The following is an 18,024-nucleotide window of genomic DNA, read 5'->3' as shown; positions in this document are numbered from 1 at the left end:
CATGAGTGAAGCTATTAAAAAGCTGCTAAAAGGAAAGCAGTTCCTGTTGTTGCAAGGGCCAATGGGACCTTTCTTTAATGACATGGCTTATTGGCTGGAGTCATTAGGGCGTGAAGCCGTGAATGTCGTATTCAACGGCGGCGACCGCTTCTATTGCCGTAAACGTAAATACCTCGCGTTCATGCAAACAGAAAAGGAGTTTTCGGCTTGGCTCAACCAAGTTAAGCGGGATTATGAATTTGATACGATTTTATGCTTTGGCGATTGCCGGACGCTACATAAGGTAGCGAAGGGCTGGGCGCATACGCAAGGGGTAAGATTTTTCGTATTCGAAGAAGGATATCTGCGACCAAATTTTATTACGCTCGAGGAGGGCGGTGTCAATGGCAACTCTTCATTGCCGCGCGATGCTGAGTTCTATCGACAGCTACTGGCGCAGCCAGCAGCGAAAATAGAGGCATGTTATCCATCTAAAATCCGCAGGATGGCGCATGCCAGTTGGTATTACTTCATTAGCTGGTATTATCGACATACCTTTGACCAATATTGTCACCATAAACCATTTTCACCTTGGCGCGAAGCCACATATTGGTTTCGGGCTGGGTGGCGCAAGACATTATATCAATTTAAGCAGAGATATATACTTAATAGATTAACGATTGAGCTAGATCAGCGCTATTACCTGGCGATTTTACAGGTTTATAATGACAGCCAAATAGAGCATCATAGCCCTTATAATGATGTGCGGGATTATATCCGTGAGGTAATGTGCTCTTTTGCGCAGCATGCACCAGCGGATACTTATCTGGTGATTAAACATCATCCAATGGATTGCGGGCATCGCAATTACGCAGCGCTGATCAACGAGCTCTGCAAGCGTTTAAATATTATAGATAGAGTAGTTTATATTCATGATCTCCCTTTGCGGGAATTAATTTCACATGCTCAAGGTGTGGTTACGATTAACAGCACCGCAGGAATTTTAGCGTTAATGCATGGTAAGCGGTTAAAAGTGATGGGAGAGGCATTGTACGACATTCGAGGAGTTACGTTTCAGTCGGGTTTGGATTTTTTTTGGCGGGATAAATTTACTACAGATGATTATTTGTTCAAAAATTTTATGTCACATTTGACCTGCCAGACGCAAGTTAATATCCATTATTACCAATGGAACGTATTTTCGAGTAAAGTTTGGTATGAATTAGAAGATGTGCAAAACTTTAAATGAGCTCAATTTCAGCGTTGTTAATTAACGCCATGCTGACACTCAGGCGCAGCATGGTTCGTCAATTGCGGGTTCCCATTCAATATTAGTCCACGTTGTTTAGTAAGGTTCTGCTGGCAGGAAGTCCATAGGAATGAGTGCACGCTGCCACCTGACGTTTTCTCTGATTATTTTTGCAGGAATACCAACGGCTAAACTTCCTGGCGGAATGGTTTTTGTCACTAAAGCTTTTGAGCCAATTATACTATTCTTTCCAATCGTAATGCCTTTTTGAATTGTGACATTCTCACCCAGCCATACTGAATCCTCAATGACAATACATTTGGCAGGATTTATTCTTTCTCCAGTCATATCATCAATGATTGAATGCCAATCTGTCGTAGACATCGTTATGTCAGAGAAGAGGCAATCCTTGCCTATGGTGATTGATGCGCCTTCAGTAGCAACAATAAGTACATGACGATTCATTGCTGTTTGATCTCCGATTTCAATTTTAGATCCAGCACCAATAAAGTAACGTCCGCGAATGTAGGTTTTTTTACCAACTTTCCATTCACCGTTACCATTTTCCATATTAATAGATACATTATTTAATATGCATCCTTCGCTGAAAGTAATGCTGGAGTTCTTACCTGATTGAAAATTTAGACTGAAATCACCTAAAACTTTTTCGGGTTTACCTATAACAACATTTCCTGCTGCAATGAAGCTTGCAATCTGTTTCTCATAACTATCATTCATAACAACGTTGATCCTATTCATTTTAAGTGTTTTTCGATTGCAATCACTATAAAGAAGCTTTGTCATTCTTTTTACGTCATGACTTTACGAGATAAAAAATGATGATAGAAATTCATTTAATCTTTCACTGTAACCATCATGATTAAATTCATTAGAGCTAAAGTCATTCGCACAAAATGAATGTGGGAGATTATTGTCTTTTTTGCCATTAATAAGCGCTCGATAGAAACTGCCTGATGCAGGAGAACGGATATTAAAATAAAAACAGATGTCCAGATTCGGCGCGGATTTACCCAGAATATATTGATGATATGGAACGAGGAAGGTAGCAACATTCAAGTCATTCGTCGCTCTGAATTTGTTTCTGGAAAATGCAGCGATTTCATGTTGAAACATAGACGTACTTTCTTCAAAAACAGATTTAATCAAAGGTACATACGTATGAGTCAGTGTATTCTCAAATCGAACAGCAAATTTTGATTCGAAAATACCGTTACAATTTTGACATGCTGATAACGTTGCTGTTGTTCTTTCTTTACCTGAAGAATATGAAGTGCTTTTGTTACTGACAAATAAACTCGCTATCCCATTTGACTTGAAGAAATGCTCAGGGTTGTTTTTTTGAGCAACAAAGAAGTCATCGTTAAAGTAAATAAAGTGTTCTGATAATCCCTTAATTTTGTATAGGTAAGCTTCAATTACATGTGAGTTAAATGTAGGCAGATATTGTTGTGGGATGATTTCGGAATGATCAACTAACACCACTCTATCCTTGAGGCTATCTGGAATTAATGGTGTTTGATGGTCAGTGACTATAAATATCCTGTTTACCCACGGTATATTTTTTTCAATACTGAGTAGAGAGTAATAGAGTTCATTATGGTTACTGAATCTTGATTCTTCAGTTGCATAAAGTGCATATGATATGTCTGCATTGCTGTGCAGCCTTTTTTTTTGCAACCATGCTGAATCATTTGCATCGACCCAGGTGTATACAACATCGATTTTGAAGGCAGGTTTGAAGGAAGCTATTGAGTTTTGTAAAGCACTAACAATAATACCTTCTGTTGCATTGATTATATTGTTATGATTTAAGATTAAAGGGTGTCGTTTTAATAGGTAATCTCTCAAAAAGAGTATTGGTGCTCTTTTGAATTTCCTGATTTTTCTAAGAGAAATAGTTAGCATCTTATTGGGTTTCATTTTTAAAATTAATCCACCCTGTGATTTTTGAGAATGGACTAATTTATTTTTTTATTTTAATGACTCAATTCCTGCTTCACGGATAAATAGTGTTCGTCACGTGAAACATGAGGAACAATCGTATCTAAAAACATAGCATAGTCATCGTTTTTATCATTCATCTTGTTGAATGTTACGGCGAGAGGACATCTTTTCGAGCCATGCACAGATTGTATCCAGATGAATTTTTCTTCATATCCTCTATCAAGCAGGGCAAACTGAATGGGTGATTTAATTATACTTTGCTCTCCCTTAGTCATAGTGTTAGAAATGGGTAAGAACTCGAATAAGTAATCATGTGGGTTACTGACAGACTCAAGTATGTTGTTGTAATGACAAAGTTGCATATTATCAACGCAACAGAATTTTTCAGCGGGTGAAAAATTATAATCAAATTCACAGAAGTGTTCTGCAAAGGTGTTTTTTACTCGGTCGATGTTTCTTTTTTTATTCTTAATGAAAGTATAAGGAATACCCGTTGGAGATATAAAATCTTTATTCGTAACCTTCTTAAGGAATAGAAAGTTCAAATCTATAAATATAAATAACTCTCGTTTTGGACTGATGTTTCTTATCTTGTTTTTGAAGGCGTCACTGTAGTTTTTAAAAACACTTATGTCACTGTTGTTGCTTATTATACTTTGGCTAATGTATGAGAGACTTTTAAAATTAGTGTACTTAATAATACTGCGATACTGATACCTTATTAAGCTTTCTTTGAATTTTATTTTATCACTTACGGTGTCGATGACTATTAAATGAATGTTTAATTTTTCATTATCATATTTTAGTAATGGAGGCTCAGTGATTGTTTCAACCGTTGGCGTTGTGTTTACTGCATTAATTATTTCTTTTGATCTTCCACCCAGAATATTCTTAAAAGCATCCTTAACGAAAAGACCGGGGGTATTTAATAATTTTGATGTTTTAGTCATCATTCACACTCCTTTAATAGCTTATCCATAACTTTAGATATTTCGTATTTTTCAAGATAGGTTTTTCGACTGTTCTCTCCAAGTTGACTGAGTAAGTTCTCATCAGCCATAAGTCTTTCCATGTTCATGGCAAAGTGTTGAGTATCAAAACAGGGAGAAACTAAAGCGTTATATTCATTCACCAGGAAATCTTTAGGACCATAGCCTATATCATAACTAACCACAGGTTTGCTCATGCTAAAGCTTTCAATATAGACCATCCCAAAAGCTTCTTTAGCAGATGTGAGTGCGCAGAATGCACTATTGTAGATCTCTTCATAAACTAATGATGTCGGTGGATGAATGGTAACTTGTGATGTTAAACCTAGCGTTGCAATTTGATTGATAAGGTTTTCTTTTTCATCACCGTCACCAAAAATATCTAAAATCCAATCTGGGAATTTTTTTGATATTTTTGCAAAAGATTCTATTAATAAATTGAATTGTTTTAACTCAATCAAACGACCAAAAGAAACAATTCTTTTCTTCTGAGTATCCCTACCCGATTGTGAAATTAGTGGAAACTTATCTTCGAGTCCATTTGGAATGGGGGTAACCTTACTAATTCCTTGAGCATTGTACTCTTCTTTTTGAAAAGAGGTGAGAGTAAGTACCTTGTAAGCTTTAGGATAGTTTCTTAACAAAGTTATCTGTATTTCTTTAGAGTGTGAGCTAAATTCACGATGTTCTTGAACAATGACTTTATTCGACTTATGGGCATGCTTGATGATATTCACACATAGGCCTGGGAATGTGCCTATAATTATTGCGTTCTTAATAGTTTTTAAAATGCTTACCAGTTTGAAGTCTGTCAGCAAAGATAAGCCATTATAAAGATCTTCTGATTTTTTAAAAATCTTTGAAGAATATTGAGCGAGGTGATTATCCAGCTTTGTGCGGAACTTGCCATTGCTGCGTGCGTCATTGAGATATTCAATACGTACACTGGGATCAAGTTGTAGCTTAGGTGTATCACTGGTGCGCCGCATTGAGATAATGGATACCTGATAGCCAACAGAAACCAGATAATTTGTCTGGTTTATGACTGTTTGTACTGTTCCACCTACGCCATAGATATTATAACAGCAGTAAACAATGTGCTGTTGTTTATTGGCAATCACTTTATCCAGAAATTTATTGGTTTTATTGAAATTTTCATAATCACGGATGACTTTAAGGAAATTCTTTCTGGCTCGATGTTTGATCTTGAAATCAATGCTTTTGTCTGAAAATAGGTCTTCAAGTTCATCAATAGTACGCACGACTGAACCGTTGAATTCATAGGGGGATTTTAAAAAATGACCTCGTTCAAACTTGTAATTATCATAGTCAAATTGTAGGAAAATAACCGGTGTTTTTATCAGGTTAAATTCAAAGGCAATTGATGAGTAATCTGTTATGCAAACAGCAGTATCTTTTAATACTACTGAAAAGTCATCGTGCCCGACAAATGAAATAGCCCCATCAAAGAGTTTTTCTATCATTGGTTTAAGATGGAGTATTTTTTCATGCAAATAAAATGCAATGTTTAAATTTCTTTTATTTGCATAATCTATTATTCCTTGGCTTTTTTTAATCTGCTGGACTATGTCTAAAAATGGATTGTCATCGCCAGGTTTTGTCCACTCTTCACGCCAGGTAAAAAAGAATAATATGTTTTTTTCATTTTTCTTCTTCATTGGTAGTAGCTCATGTCGCGACAAGCCACTATTGATCACTCTTTTGTCGAGGAAACCAATATTCAGTATGAGTTTCTTTAGCGCCTGTAAATCATCTACCTCAACAGAATTTTTGTTAACGTAATATCGCTGGAGTAGCAAGATATAGAAATCTTCCAGGTTATTCCTGGAAAAAAAGTCATCGTAGTGTGGTATTTTGTATTTGATGGCTAATCTTTTTGTTTGGTTAATATCTTTTTGTGTTTGTAGTGTATTGATAACGATATTTTTCTCTGACTTCAACGAAGTGCTAAAATATCTTATTCTACCGTTGTAGTGACCTTTAAATATGAATATTCTCTTGTAAGATATGATTCCGTGTTGAAGGTATACGATGGGAGCCCAGCCCTTTTCTAATGGTTTTTTATTAAAAGAGGGGAAAGTATCAAGATATCCGTCATTAAGCAGGAGGTAGTCTGCATCATAAAATATCTTATGATGTTTTTTGCTATCCTTAAGTACGATGTTTTTATTAAAAGGTAAAAGTTTTTCTATGTCGATATTCTGTTTGCTATAAATGAAAAAAGTGTTTTTAAATCCTGACTTCATTCTATGCTGAAAATAACAAAAGCCATTATCACGGGCTTGCAGCCCTCCTTTTTCTCCAATGAGTATCAACAAATCTTGATGTTCGATTCCCTTCATTTCTCTTACCTAAAATAGATTGTTGTAAAATGATCAGCAGTGTTATTTATATTGGAATAGTTTTTTTGTTATTTTCACTTCTTAAGTAAGCCTCAATAGCATCATTTACCGAGTCATAATAATTGACATGATTATCCCTACCAATGAAAATAGCTGCGTCACAATACTCTTTGAGCGTACTTAAGCTATGCGACACCATCAAAAAACTCGCACTTTTATGTCGTTCCTGGAACATCCTTGAGCATTTTTCTTTAAAGCGCGCATCACCTACCGCGGTGACCTCATCCACAAGATAATAATCAAAATCAAAAGCCATGCTTAAACCAAAACTTAATCTTGATTTCATTCCGGATGAATAAGTTTTGATCGGCATATTGAAGTATTTACCCAATTCAGCAAATGACTCAACAAAATCTATTTTCTCTTTCATCTCACTATGTTTGGCATATAAACGCGCGACGAATTTAACGTTTTCCCTACCGCTAAGACTGCCCTGAAAACCGCCAGTAAGGCCAACCGGCCAGGAAATCGTTTTATTGGTAGTGATTGCGCCGCTATCAGGCCGGTCAATACCACCAATCATGCGCAGTAATGTTGATTTACCTGCGCCATTTCGGCCAACCAACGCCACACTTTTTCCACCTGGCAGAGTGAGGTTCAAATCTTTAAACACGAAGTGCCGGCCTGATGAGGTGCGGTACGACTTTGTGAGATTTTCAATCTTAATCATGAGGTCAGCATTGCCTCTTCACGGGTGCGATAGATGGCAAGCCCCAAAAATAATGTCGTTAGTGTGAGAATGGCGAGATAAACGAGGCTGACGCCTTCGCTACTATAGCCCGGCATCACGGCTGCTCGGCTAAGTTCCACCACATGTAGAATGGGATTCCAGAGTAGAAATGGCCAGTAATCTTTCGGCACTGCGTGCAGTGGAAACATTATTCCCGAGATGAAATAGAGCGGTTTAAGGAGAATTGGCAAAAGCTTCTGCGTTTCTGTGTAGGTTTTACCTATCACCATAAAAATGAGTCCAGCGCCACATGAGAAAATAATCAAAAGACTCCATGCACCCACTAATTGCAGTAGATTTGCCACAGAAAAATACTCCCCGGCAGCCCAAACAATCAACATCAGAAATATATAGACAGTTACGTAGATAATCGTCTCTAACATCGCCCTTGCTAAAACAGTATCGATGGGTTTAACCGGTCGATAATTAAATAAGCCTTGGTTCGCGTCAATTGCTCCAAGTGATCGAGTAGAGATATTAGAAAAAATGAAAAAGGGAATGATCCCATTAAGTAAGAATACAGGGAAGGAAATGTCTGGCATTGTCCTATGCATGATGAAGCCAAAAATGGCCATCAATATTAATAAATGGGCTGATGGTTCTAGTATCGCCCAGAGATACCCCAAACGGAACTTACCGAATCTGGTTCTTATCTCTCTAAAAAACAATGCGTTAATCGTGGCGCTTTGTACATTTAATCCACTTCTTGCCATTTAAAACTCACAGTATTCTTGATTAATAGATATGCTACCGCCCTTGGCTTAACAGTTACCAATGCGCTGAAGATAAGATAATAGATAATAAGCAGACTCGAATGGTCGCGTTGATTTGCCATCTACAGTTAGCTGATTAAAAGGGTTGTTATTTGATTTGTATCGTATTTGCTACTTTTCAATCGATGAAATTATTGCCTGCCTTCCTATGAAGATAATTGAGAAAAGGCTCAATTTTCCTTATTCACTTTGCTCAAAACATTCTTGATTAAATTATTATCGTTTGTGGTTTCAAGCTCTCTCCAGCCGAAATGATTGACCTTGATTTTTCTGGAGGCTTACCACGTCAAAGCATTGATTGCACCCAACTTCAATCTTCGTAATAATCACGCCCATCTATCCCTTCCTCGTAGTATTTACGTTGAGGGGATTTTTTTCATCTATACCTAAACAGACCTATCGACTTACGGATCTTAAGAGGACCAGTTATGCATAACACCTTGGGCAATCAGTATGATAACTCATTGGTTTCTAACGCTTTTGGTTTCATGCGCTTCCCCCTCAACTTCCAGCCTTACGACAGTGACGCTGAGTGGGTGATCACCGGTGTTCCTTTCGATGCCGCGACCTCCGGTCGTCCAGGCAGCCGTTTAGGTCCGGGGGCAATCCGCCAGATTTCCACCAACCTGGCGTGGGAAGGCTGTCGCTGGCCGTGGGATTTCGATCTGCGCCAGCGTTTGAACGTGGTGGATTGCGGCGATCTGGTTTATGCCTTTGGCGATTCACAGGATCTCTCTGACAAACTGCAGGCGCACGCCGAGAAACTGCTAGCGAACGGTAAGCGCATGCTGACCTTTGGCGGTGACCACTACGTCACGCTGCCGCTGCTGCGTGCACACGCTAAGCACTTCGGCAAAATGGCGCTGGTGCATTTCGATGCGCACACCGATACCTATTCCAATGGTCCTACTTTCGATCACGGCACCATGTTCTTCACCGCGCCAAAAGAGGGTTTGATCGATCCGCAGCACTCTGTACAGATCGGTATTCGTACCGAGTTCGATAAGAGCTTGGGCTTCAACGTGCTGGATGCCGCGCAGGTCAACGATCGCAGCGTTGATGACATTCTGGCGGAAGTGAAGCGTACCGTTGGCGATCTGCCGGTGTATTTGACCTTTGATATCGATTGTCTGGATCCCGCCCACGCACCGGGCACCGGCACGCCAGTGATTGGCGGCTTGAGCAGCGATAAAGCCACCAAGCTGATTCGCGGTTTGCAGGGCATGAATATCGTCGGTATGGATCTGGTGGAAGTGGCGCCGGGCTACGATCACGCCGATCTGACCTCGCTGGCCGCAGCCACACTGGCGCTGGACATGCTGCACGTGCAGGCGGCAAATAAAGGTTAATCCTTTCTTCTGCGGCTACACTTATTGGCGGTTAATTAATCTGCGGAGGCGACTATGGGTTTACTGGACGATTTAGTTGGATCGCTAGGAAACAGCAACGGAAGCGGGCAGGGCAACCAGATGCAACAGCTGATGGCTATCTGGAACTGGGTGCAGGAACAGGGCGGCGTTGAAGTGCTGCTGCAGAAGTTTCAACAGGGCGGACTCGGGCAGGTGCTGAATAGCTGGCTTGGCAGCGGCAGTAACATGTCGATTGATGGCGGCGAGGTTCAAAATGCGCTTGGCAATGATCAGCTGCAGTCGCTGGCGGATAAGCTCGGCACCGATGTACAGGGTGCGTCCGGTACGCTGGCTGCCTTATTGCCGCAGGTGATTGATAAGCTATCGCCGCAGGGCCACATTAAGACGTCGAATACCCAGGATTTGGGTGCGATGGTGGATGGATTGTTTAAGCGTTGAAGGTTGTTTTTTTTGATCTTTGCTTGCTGTCCCCCATCCCGGCCTTCCCCCATGAATGGGGGAAGGAGACGCAGCTATATGCAGCTTCCTCACTAACATGTGGCAGCGTCTTCCTCCCCCATTCATGGGGGAGGACCGAGGAGGGGGACAGCAAGCACGATCTATTTCCCAGCCGCAATACGCTCACGAATATGCTGGGCGCGGGCTTCCGAATCCGGATGCGAGTCAAACATCGAACTCTGTCTTCCTTGCTCCAGTTTCGCTAGCTTCTCAAAGCTGGTCGCTAATCCCATCGGATCGATGCCGCGCTTTTTCAGCAGGTCGAACGAGTAGTCATCGGCTTGTGTTTCCTGAGTTTGCGAGAATTGCGCATTCACCAGCTTTTCGCCCATTTCACCCAATTGTGATTGTGACAGCGAGCCAATTACGCCGCCGACGGAAGCCGCAGCGGTGCGCGTTGCGGTGGTCGTCAGCGCCACCTGCATCGCTTTGCGCGTATGGCCCAGCGCGACGTGGCCCATTTCATGGCCCAGCACACCTTCGACTTCGTTATCGGTCATCATATCCATCAACCCGCTATAGACGCGGATACAACCGTTCGCCATCGCCCAGGCGTTAACGTCTTTGGTCTGATAAACCTTGTAGTTGGCAGGCACGCCGTTGATGTTGTCGCCTAGCGCCGCAGCGATTTTGTTCAGGCGCTGCTGGTATTCACTGTTAGCGGGCGCAACCTGATTGTCTTTATCCATCTGCGCACAGGATTGATCGCTCAACTCTTTCACCTGCGTATCGTTCAGCGCATAGGCCTGATAAGCCTGCGCACCCGATTGTAGCAGCGCATTGTTATCAAACCCTTCGCAGCCGCTCAGCAGCGAAGCCATTCCCAGAGCAACAATCGTGGCTCTCATTTTCATATCGGCATCCTTTGGGTAACAAGGTAAAGAAAACAAACACCTGAAACTGGCCCAAGTGTTTAAACGCTTTGGTTATAGCTCGCATGTTGTTCAATGACTAGCAGACAAGCCCGGAAATGCAAACGGTTACCCGTGATTTAGCACCCAGATGCATGTACTTTTGTCCTGATTTTCATGTACATTGATGTGCGACTTTTTTCTCGCTTCGCCTTATAACTGATTAATTACAATAAGTTAAGCGTGGCGGAGCATTAATCCGACCTGGAGTAGAAGATGCCCTCTCGTAAAGAGCTTGCCAACGCCATTCGCGCGTTAAGTATGGATGCAGTACAGAAAGCCAATTCGGGACATCCGGGTGCCCCAATGGGCATGGCGGACATTGCCGAAGTGCTGTGGCGTGACTTCCTGAACCATAACCCTACTAACCCGCTGTGGGCAGACCGCGACCGCTTTGTGCTGTCGAACGGTCACGGCTCAATGCTGATTTACAGCCTGCTGCACCTCACTGGCTACGATCTGCCAATAAGCGAGCTGCAGAACTTCCGTCAGCTGCACTCTAAAACTCCAGGCCACCCGGAATACGGCTACACCGTAGGCGTTGAAACCACCACCGGTCCGCTGGGTCAGGGCATCGCTAACGCAGTGGGTTTTGCCATTGCCGAGCGCACGCTGGCGGCGCAGTTCAACCGTCCGGGTCATGACATCGTAGACCATAACACCTACGTGTTTATGGGCGACGGCTGCATGATGGAAGGCATCTCACACGAAGTCTGCTCCATCGCCGGTACGCTGAAGCTGGGCAAACTGGTTGCCTTCTACGATGACAACGGCATCTCCATCGACGGTCACGTTGACGGCTGGTTCACCGACGATACCGCCAAACGTTTCGAAGCCTACGGCTGGCACGTGGTGCGCGGCGTTGACGGTCACGATGCGGACGCGATTAAAAAAGCGGTGGAAGAAGCCAAAGCGGTTTCCGACAAGCCTTCACTGCTGATGTGCAAAACCGTTATCGGTTTTGGTTCGCCGAACAAAGCCGGTACACACGACTCGCACGGCGCGCCGCTGGGTGCCGATGAAATCGCGCTGACCCGCAAGCAGCTCGGCTGGAACCACGGTCCGTTTGAAATCCCTTCAGACATCTACGCGCAATGGGATGCCAAAGAAGCCGGCCAGGCGAAAGAGTCCGCATGGGACCAGAAGTTTGCCGCCTACGCCGCCGCGCATCCGGAGCTGGCTGCCGAGTTTAAGCGCCGCGTCAACAATGAGCTGCCGGCGAACTGGGCCAGCGAGTCGCAGAAGTTCATTGAGCAGCTGCAGGCCAGTCCGGCGAAAATTGCCAGCCGTAAGGCCTCGCAAAACGCCATCGAAGCCTTCGGCAAAATCCTGCCGGAATATCTGGGCGGCTCCGCTGACCTCGCGCCAAGCAACCTCACCATGTGGTCCGGCTCGAAGCCGATCAACGAAGACGCGGCGGGCAACTACATCCATTACGGCGTGCGCGAGTTCGGTATGACCGCCATCGCCAACGGTATCGCGCTGCACGGCGGCTTCCTGCCGTACACCGCCACCTTCCTGATGTTCGTCGAGTACGCGCGCAACGCCGCACGCATGGCCGCGCTGATGAAGATCCGTCAGATCATGGTCTACACCCACGACTCAATTGGTCTGGGCGAAGATGGCCCGACGCACCAGCCGGTTGAGCAGATGGCCAGCCTGCGCGTGACGCCAAACATGAGCCTGTGGCGCCCGTGCGACCAGGTTGAGTCAGCGGTAGCGTGGAAGTACGCGATTGAACGCGTGGACGGCCCGTCGGCGCTGATCTTCTCGCGTCAGAACCTGGCGCAGCAGGATCGTAGCGCTGAGCAGCTGGCTAACGTGGCGCGCGGCGGTTACGTGCTGAAGGACAGCGAAGGTACGCCAGAGCTGATCCTGATCGCCACCGGTTCAGAAGTGGAACTGGCGGTGGCGGCGTTTGATCAGCTGACGGCGGAAGGCCGCAAGGTGCGCGTGGTGTCTATGCCATCCACCGACGCCTTCGACAAGCAGGACGCGGCGTACCGTGAATCCGTGCTGCCAAAAGCGGTTGCCGCACGCGTGGCGATTGAAGCGGGTATCGCGGATTACTGGTTCAAATACACCGGCCTGAACGGCGCGATCGTCGGTATGACCACCTTCGGTGAGTCAGCGCCTGCGGATCAGCTGTTCAAAGAGTTTGGTTTTACGGTTGAGAACGTGGTGAAAACGGCGAAATCGATTCTGTAACTTTGCGCAGTAAATTGCGCCGCTACCGGTTAAGCACAGCCTGTAGCGGCGCGATTCATCGCGAGCACCTGCAATGCAGGCGTATCTAACCTGAAACGGTTCAATTATTCCTGCAGTAATAATCCGCCAGTGCAAAATTTGTGACGTAGATCCAATATTCAGCCACTCACTTGATCGCAATCATTCCCGTTATTCCTCTCTTGCATTACTCTAGCTGAACCGTTTCAGTTGTGAGCGAAATCGTGCATCTCACTCATGTGGGTAAGCAATAATTCCCTGTACAAACCGGTGTGAAACGCTCAGGCTAATCGGCACGTTTTTTTGGGTGTGGTTGAAGGTAGAGATGACCGTTCGCGTAGCAATAAATGGTTTTGGACGTATCGGGCGTAATGTGTTGCGTGCCCTGTATGAAACCGGTCGCCGGGCTGAGATCACCGTGGTCGCCATTAACGAGCTGGCAGACGCCGCCGGCATGGCGCATCTGCTGAAGTACGACACCAGCCATGGCCGTTTTGCCTTTGATGTGCGCCAGGAGCGCGATCAACTGTTTGTTGGCGACGACACCATTCGCATCCTGCATCAGGCTGAAATTGATGCGCTGCCGTGGCGCGAACTGAATGTGGATATCGTGCTGGATTGTACCGGGGTGTACGGTAGCCGCGCTGATGGCGAAGCCCATTTGGCGGCGGGCGCGAAGAAAGTGTTGTTCTCGCATCCGGGCGGCAACGATCTCGATGCCACAGTCGTGTTCGGTGTCAACGAACAAGCTCTTAAACAAACTGACCGCATTGTCTCCAACGCATCCTGCACCACCAACTGCATTATTCCGGTGATCAAGTTGCTGGATGACGCCTTTGGCATTGAGTCGGGCACCGTGACCACCATTCACTCGGCGATGCACGATCAGCAGGTGATCGACGCCTATCACAGCGATCTGCGTCGTACCCGCGCTGCCAGCCAATCGATCATTCCGGTAGATACGCGTCTCGCTGCTGGCATTACCCGTATTTTTCCGAAATTTAACGATCGCTTTGAGGCGATTGCCGTGCGCGTGCCCACCATCAACGTGACAGCCATTGATCTGAGCGTGTCGGTGCGCGAAGCGGTGAAGGCGTGTGAGGTCAACGCGTTGCTGCAAAACGCGTCAGAAGGGGCGTTTCGTGGTATAGTTGACTATACGGAATTACCGTTAGTCTCAGTAGATTTTAACCATGATCCGCACAGTGCCATAGTCGATGGCACGCAAACGCGGGTCAGTGGTCATCACCTTATCAAAACGCTGGTTTGGTGTGACAACGAATGGGGCTTTGCTAACCGCATGATCGACACCACGTTAGCAATGGCCCCAAGCGGTTTCAGGTAAGACGCGGACTGCGTCTGGCAAAACTTATGAGAATCAACGAGAGGGTTCACCATGTCTGTAATTAAGATGACCGATCTGGATCTTGCTGGTAAACGCGTTCTGATCCGTGCCGATCTCAACGTGCCAGTGAAAGAAGGGAAAGTGACGTCAGATGCACGTATTCGTGCTTCTCTGCCTACCATCGAAGCGGCGTTGAAACAGGGCGCGAAAGTGATGGTTACCTCTCACCTGGGTCGTCCGACCGAAGGTGAATACAACGAAGAGTTTTCCCTGCTGCCGGTTGTTAACTACCTGAAAGATAAACTGAACGGCACCAACGTTACCCTGGCAAAAGATTACCTCGACGGCGTTGAAGTCGGCGCGGGCGAATTGGTTGTGCTGGAAAACGTGCGCTTTAATAAAGGTGAGAAAAAAGACGAAGAAGGGCTGTCGAAGAAATATGCCGCACTGTGCGACGTGTTCGTGATGGATGCCTTCGGTACCGCGCACCGCGCACAGGCTTCTACCCACGGCGTGGGCAAATTTGCCCCAATCGCATGTGCCGGTCCGCTGCTGTCAGCTGAGCTGGAAGCGCTGGGCAAAGTGATGAGTAATCCAGAGCGTCCGCTGGTTGCTGTGGTTGGCGGTTCTAAAGTGTCGACCAAATTTGATGTGCTGCAGTCGCTGGTGAAGATTGCTGACACCGTGATTGTCGGCGGCGGTATCGCGAATACCTTCGTTGCTATCGATAACAACGTCGGTAAATCACTGTATGAGCCAGACTTCGTCGAAGCAGCAAAAGGTCTGCGTGATCAGTTTGGTATCCCGGTTCCTACTGATTCTCGCGTAGGCACGGAATTCTCTGAAACTGCCCCGGCAACCGTGAAAAAGGTTTCCGAAGTGGCGGATAACGAAGAGATTATGGACTTCGGCGACGAAACCGCACAGGCGATGGCCGCGATTCTGAAAGGCGCGAAAACCATTCTGTGGAACGGTCCGGTTGGCGTGTTCGAGTTCCCGAACTTCCGTAAAGGTACCGAAATCGTGGCAAATGCAATCGCCGATAGCGATGCATTCTCAGTGGCAGGCGGCGGCGATACGCTGGCTGCAATCGATCTGTTCGGTATCGAAGATAAGATCTCTTACATCTCAACCGGCGGCGGCGCATTCCTCGAGTTCGTGGAAGGTAAAAAACTGCCAGCAGTTGCTATGCTGGAAGAGCGCGCGAAGCAGTAACTCTTTGGGGGCGACGCTTGGGCGTCGCCTGAAGGCTAGCCCTTTATGGGGCAAACAAATCGCAATCCCTTCGGGGATGAACGGTAACGAAACGGGACACAAACATGTCTAAAATTTTTGATTTCGTAAAACCCGGCGTTGTCACTGGTGACGACGTTCAGAAAATTTTCCAGGTAGCGAAAGAGAACAAATTCGCTCTGCCAGCAGTTAACTGCGTCGGCACGGATTCTATTAACGCGGTATTGGAAGCTGCGGCCAAAGTGAAAGCGCCGGTCATCGTTCAGTTCTCCAATGGTGGTGCTGCCTTCATCGCCGGTAAAGGTTTCAAAACCGACAAGCCGCAGGGCGCGGCTATCTTCGGCGCTATCGCGGGTGCATACCATGTGCATCTGATGGCTGAACAGTACGGTGTGCCAGTAATCCTGCATACCGACCACTGCGCCAAGAAACTGCTGCCGTGGATCGACGGTCTGCTGGACGCGGGTGAAGAGCACTTCAAGAAAACCGGTAAGCCGCTGTTCTCTTCTCACATGATCGACCTGTCTGAAGAGTCACTGGAAGAGAACATCGAGATCTCTTCTAAGTATCTGGCGCGCATGGCCAAACTGGATATGACCCTGGAAATCGAACTGGGTTGTACCGGTGGCGAAGAAGACGGCGTGGACAACAGCCACATGGACGCTTCTGCGCTGTACACTCAGCCAGAAGACGTTGATTACGCTTACACCGAGCTGAGCAAAATCAGCCCACGTTTCACCATCGCTGCTTCATTCGGTAACGTGCACGGCGTGTACAAGCCAGGCAACGTGAAACTGACGCCGACCATCCTGCGTGATTCTCAGGAATACGTGACTAAAAAACACAACTTGCCGCATAACGCGCTCGATTTCGTGTTCCACGGCGGTTCAGGTTCATCTCCAGAAGAAATCAAAGAATCAATTGGTTACGGCGTAATTAAAATGAACATCGATACCGATACCCAGTGGGCAACATGGGACGGTATTCTGAAGTTCTACAAAGAAAACGAAGCATATCTGCAAGGCCAATTGGGCAACCCTAAAGGCGTGGATAGCCCGAACAAGAAATACTATGATCCACGCGTATGGCTGCGCTCAGCGCAGGCTTCCATGGTGACTCGCCTGGAGCAGGCTTTCAAAGAGCTTAACGCTGTCGACGTACTGTAATTTTTCCGTACAGTACAAAAAAGGCCCGCAAGGGCCTTTTTTTATGCGTCTCATCCAGAAAATCCCACGAATTCAGGCCATTTTTGGCGCTTCGCCTTATTTTTGTTTACCCTTGTATTCGGAGTGTCGGAGTCAATCTGGCAGTTTTTGGCAATTTCCCGCGGGAAACTCAACAACAGGGCTAACAAATGGAAGATTTACATGTCGTTGATGGCATTAATAGTGCTGGTGGATGGCTGATACGTAATCAGGCGTTGATCCTGAGCTATGCGGTCAATATTGTGGCGGCGATTATTACCATCATCATTGGTATGTTCATTGCGCGCATCGTCTCCAATGCGATTAACCGCGTTCTGCTGGCGCGTCATATTGATGCCACTGTGGCAGATTTCCTTTCTGCAATGGTGCGCTACGGAATTATCGCTTTTACCGTCATTGCTGCACTGGGACGCGTTGGCGTACAAACCGCCTCTGTGATTGCCGTGCTGGGTGCTGCTGGCTTGGCTGTGGGTTTGGCGCTGCAAGGTTCGCTGTCCAACCTGGCTGCTGGCGTGCTGTTGGTGACCTTCCGCCCGTTCAAAACCGGTGAGTTTGTCGATCTCGGCGGCGTGATGGGTACCGTACAGAACGTGCAGATTTTCTCCACTACGCTGAAAAGCGCTGATGGCAAAATCGTGGTGGTACCCAACGGTAAAATTATCGCCGGCAATATCGTTAACTATTCACGTGAACCGATCCGTCGCAACGAGTTCATTATTGGTGTGGCTTACGATGCGGATGTCGATCAGGTTATTAGCCTGTTGCGTGAAGTGGTTGATGCGGACGAGCGCGTACTGCAAGACCTCGGCGTACAGATCGGCCTAAATGAACTGGCGGCTTCATCGCTCAACTTTGTGGTGCGTTGCTGGAGTAAAAGCAGCGATCTGCAAAACGTCTATTGGGATCTGATGAAGAACTTCAAACGTACGCTGGACGCGAACGGCATCGGCATTCCTTACCCGCAGATGGATGTGCATCTGCATCAGGTGAAGAGCGAGCAACAACAGCCTGCACGCAGCGAATAATAGAGAAGGGCACCTGCGGGTGCCTTTTTTATTACTCATTCTAATAGCCTATTAAATATTTCAATTTCCTCTAATATCTTCGCGTCACTATACTGCAGCGCAT

General features: G+C 46.1%; 15 protein-coding genes. 8 read left to right on the top strand and 7 right to left on the bottom strand.

Going from position 1 to position 18,024, the window contains the following annotated elements; all coding sequences use genetic code 11:
* Window position 1: 1 nt before the first annotated feature.
* Entirely contained in the window at window positions 2-1,228 is a 1,227-nt protein-coding gene (locus ACFQW4_RS20365; RefSeq protein ID WP_377727062.1) for a capsule biosynthesis protein, read from the top strand.
* A gap of 96 nt (window positions 1,229-1,324) precedes the next feature.
* Here ACFQW4_RS20365 and ACFQW4_RS20360 read toward each other — a convergent pair whose 3' ends face one another.
* The 6 genes from ACFQW4_RS20360 to ACFQW4_RS20335 all read right to left on the bottom strand — a co-directional run bounded on the left by ACFQW4_RS20360 (window position 1,325) and on the right by ACFQW4_RS20335 (window position 8,048).
* Entirely contained in the window at window positions 1,325-1,966 is a 642-nt protein-coding gene (locus ACFQW4_RS20360; protein ID WP_192412055.1) for an acyltransferase, read from the bottom strand.
* 84 nt (window positions 1,967-2,050) lie between these two features.
* A complete protein-coding gene (locus ACFQW4_RS20355) occupies window positions 2,051-3,154 on the bottom strand; it encodes a Stealth CR1 domain-containing protein (RefSeq protein ID WP_377727058.1) in 1,104 nt (367 codons plus the stop codon).
* A gap of 71 nt (window positions 3,155-3,225) precedes the next feature.
* Window positions 3,226-4,146: a hypothetical protein gene (locus tag ACFQW4_RS20350; RefSeq protein ID WP_377727055.1), complete on the bottom strand. Its 921-nt coding sequence runs from the start codon at window positions 4,144-4,146 to the stop codon at window positions 3,226-3,228.
* Window positions 4,143-6,545 (bottom strand): glycosyltransferase, encoded by a 2,403-nt coding sequence (locus tag ACFQW4_RS20345; protein ID WP_377727052.1) that lies wholly within the window; start codon window positions 6,543-6,545, stop codon window positions 4,143-4,145. Before ACFQW4_RS20345 ends, ACFQW4_RS20350 begins: the two co-directional genes overlap by 4 nt.
* Before the next feature lie 46 nt (window positions 6,546-6,591).
* Complete coding sequence (locus ACFQW4_RS20340) at window positions 6,592-7,275, bottom strand: ABC transporter ATP-binding protein (protein WP_377727049.1); 684 nt, start codon at window positions 7,273-7,275, stop codon at window positions 6,592-6,594.
* Window positions 7,272-8,048 carry an ABC transporter permease gene (locus ACFQW4_RS20335; RefSeq protein ID WP_137386407.1) on the bottom strand — a complete coding sequence of 259 codons (777 nt, stop codon included), beginning with the start codon at window positions 8,046-8,048 and terminating at the stop codon, window positions 7,272-7,274. The genes ACFQW4_RS20340 and ACFQW4_RS20335 overlap by 4 nt, the downstream gene beginning before the upstream one ends.
* 488 nt (window positions 8,049-8,536) lie before the next feature.
* On the opposite strand from ACFQW4_RS20335, the gene speB reads away from it, so the two are divergent.
* A complete protein-coding gene (gene speB / locus ACFQW4_RS20330; RefSeq protein WP_101761932.1) occupies window positions 8,537-9,457 on the top strand; it encodes an agmatinase in 921 nt (306 codons plus the stop codon).
* A gap of 54 nt (window positions 9,458-9,511) precedes the next feature.
* The gene (locus ACFQW4_RS20325) at window positions 9,512-9,916 is read left to right on the top strand and encodes a YidB family protein (protein WP_377727044.1); all 405 of its coding nucleotides are present in this window, start codon (window positions 9,512-9,514) and stop codon (window positions 9,914-9,916) included.
* Window positions 9,917-10,077: 161 nt separating this feature from the next.
* Here ACFQW4_RS20325 and ACFQW4_RS20320 read toward each other — a convergent pair whose 3' ends face one another.
* The gene (locus tag ACFQW4_RS20320; RefSeq protein ID WP_101761934.1) at window positions 10,078-10,830 is read right to left on the bottom strand and encodes a M48 family metallopeptidase; all 753 of its coding nucleotides are present in this window, start codon (window positions 10,828-10,830) and stop codon (window positions 10,078-10,080) included.
* Between the two features lie 273 nt (window positions 10,831-11,103).
* Here ACFQW4_RS20320 and tkt point away from each other — a divergent pair, with 273 nt between their 5' ends.
* From tkt to mscS, 5 genes are all read left to right on the top strand, one after another.
* Entirely contained in the window at window positions 11,104-13,095 is a 1,992-nt protein-coding gene (gene tkt, locus ACFQW4_RS20315) for a transketolase (RefSeq protein ID WP_377727041.1), read from the top strand.
* Between the two features lie 343 nt (window positions 13,096-13,438).
* A complete protein-coding gene (gene epd / locus ACFQW4_RS20310; RefSeq protein WP_377727038.1) occupies window positions 13,439-14,458 on the top strand; it encodes an erythrose-4-phosphate dehydrogenase in 1,020 nt (339 codons plus the stop codon).
* 51 nt (window positions 14,459-14,509) lie between these two features.
* Window positions 14,510-15,673 carry a phosphoglycerate kinase gene (pgk, locus tag ACFQW4_RS20305; RefSeq protein WP_101761937.1) on the top strand — a complete coding sequence of 388 codons (1,164 nt, stop codon included), beginning with the start codon at window positions 14,510-14,512 and terminating at the stop codon, window positions 15,671-15,673.
* Between the two features lie 104 nt (window positions 15,674-15,777).
* Window positions 15,778-16,857, top strand: a complete 1,080-nt coding sequence (gene fbaA, locus ACFQW4_RS20300) for a class II fructose-bisphosphate aldolase (protein ID WP_110868001.1) — start codon at window positions 15,778-15,780, stop codon at window positions 16,855-16,857.
* Window positions 16,858-17,045: 188 nt separating this feature from the next.
* Window positions 17,046-17,921: a small-conductance mechanosensitive channel MscS gene (mscS, locus tag ACFQW4_RS20295; RefSeq protein WP_101761939.1), complete on the top strand. Its 876-nt coding sequence runs from the start codon at window positions 17,046-17,048 to the stop codon at window positions 17,919-17,921.
* Window positions 17,922-18,024 lie beyond the last annotated feature (103 nt).

It is taken from the genome of Pantoea sp. GCM10028869 (assembly GCF_042666835.1).
In the GTDB taxonomy this organism is placed as follows: Bacteria; Pseudomonadota; Gammaproteobacteria; order Enterobacterales; family Enterobacteriaceae; genus Pantoea; species Pantoea leporis.
The sequence above is the reverse complement of the archived record's forward strand: the minus strand, read 5'-3'. Positions and strand labels throughout refer to the sequence as shown.

Bases quoted from the DNA above. Each gene is read 5' to 3' on its own strand.
- ACFQW4_RS20335 (WP_137386407.1), bottom strand. From the start codon at position 8,048: ATGGCAAGAAGTGGATTAAATGTACAAAGCGCCACGATTAACGCATTG.
- ACFQW4_RS20340 (WP_377727049.1), bottom strand. From the start codon at position 7,275: ATGATTAAGATTGAAAATCTCACAAAGTCGTACCGCACCTCATCAGGC.
- ACFQW4_RS20365 (WP_377727062.1), top strand. From the start codon at position 2: ATGAGTGAAGCTATTAAAAAGCTGCTAAAAGGAAAGCAGTTCCTGTTG.
- tkt (WP_377727041.1), top strand. From the start codon at position 11,104: ATGCCCTCTCGTAAAGAGCTTGCCAACGCCATTCGCGCGTTAAGTATG.
- ACFQW4_RS20325 (WP_377727044.1), top strand. From the start codon at position 9,512: ATGGGTTTACTGGACGATTTAGTTGGATCGCTAGGAAACAGCAACGGA.
- ACFQW4_RS20345 (WP_377727052.1), bottom strand. From the start codon at position 6,545: ATGAAGGGAATCGAACATCAAGATTTGTTGATACTCATTGGAGAAAAA.
- epd (WP_377727038.1), top strand. From the start codon at position 13,439: ATGACCGTTCGCGTAGCAATAAATGGTTTTGGACGTATCGGGCGTAAT.
- ACFQW4_RS20320 (WP_101761934.1), bottom strand. From the start codon at position 10,830: ATGAAAATGAGAGCCACGATTGTTGCTCTGGGAATGGCTTCGCTGCTG.
- speB (WP_101761932.1), top strand. From the start codon at position 8,537: ATGCATAACACCTTGGGCAATCAGTATGATAACTCATTGGTTTCTAAC.
- ACFQW4_RS20360 (WP_192412055.1), bottom strand. From the start codon at position 1,966: ATGAATGATAGTTATGAGAAACAGATTGCAAGCTTCATTGCAGCAGGA.
- fbaA (WP_110868001.1), top strand. From the start codon at position 15,778: ATGTCTAAAATTTTTGATTTCGTAAAACCCGGCGTTGTCACTGGTGAC.
- mscS (WP_101761939.1), top strand. From the start codon at position 17,046: ATGGAAGATTTACATGTCGTTGATGGCATTAATAGTGCTGGTGGATGG.
- ACFQW4_RS20350 (WP_377727055.1), bottom strand. From the start codon at position 4,146: ATGATGACTAAAACATCAAAATTATTAAATACCCCCGGTCTTTTCGTT.
- pgk (WP_101761937.1), top strand. From the start codon at position 14,510: ATGTCTGTAATTAAGATGACCGATCTGGATCTTGCTGGTAAACGCGTT.
- ACFQW4_RS20355 (WP_377727058.1), bottom strand. From the start codon at position 3,154: ATGCTAACTATTTCTCTTAGAAAAATCAGGAAATTCAAAAGAGCACCA.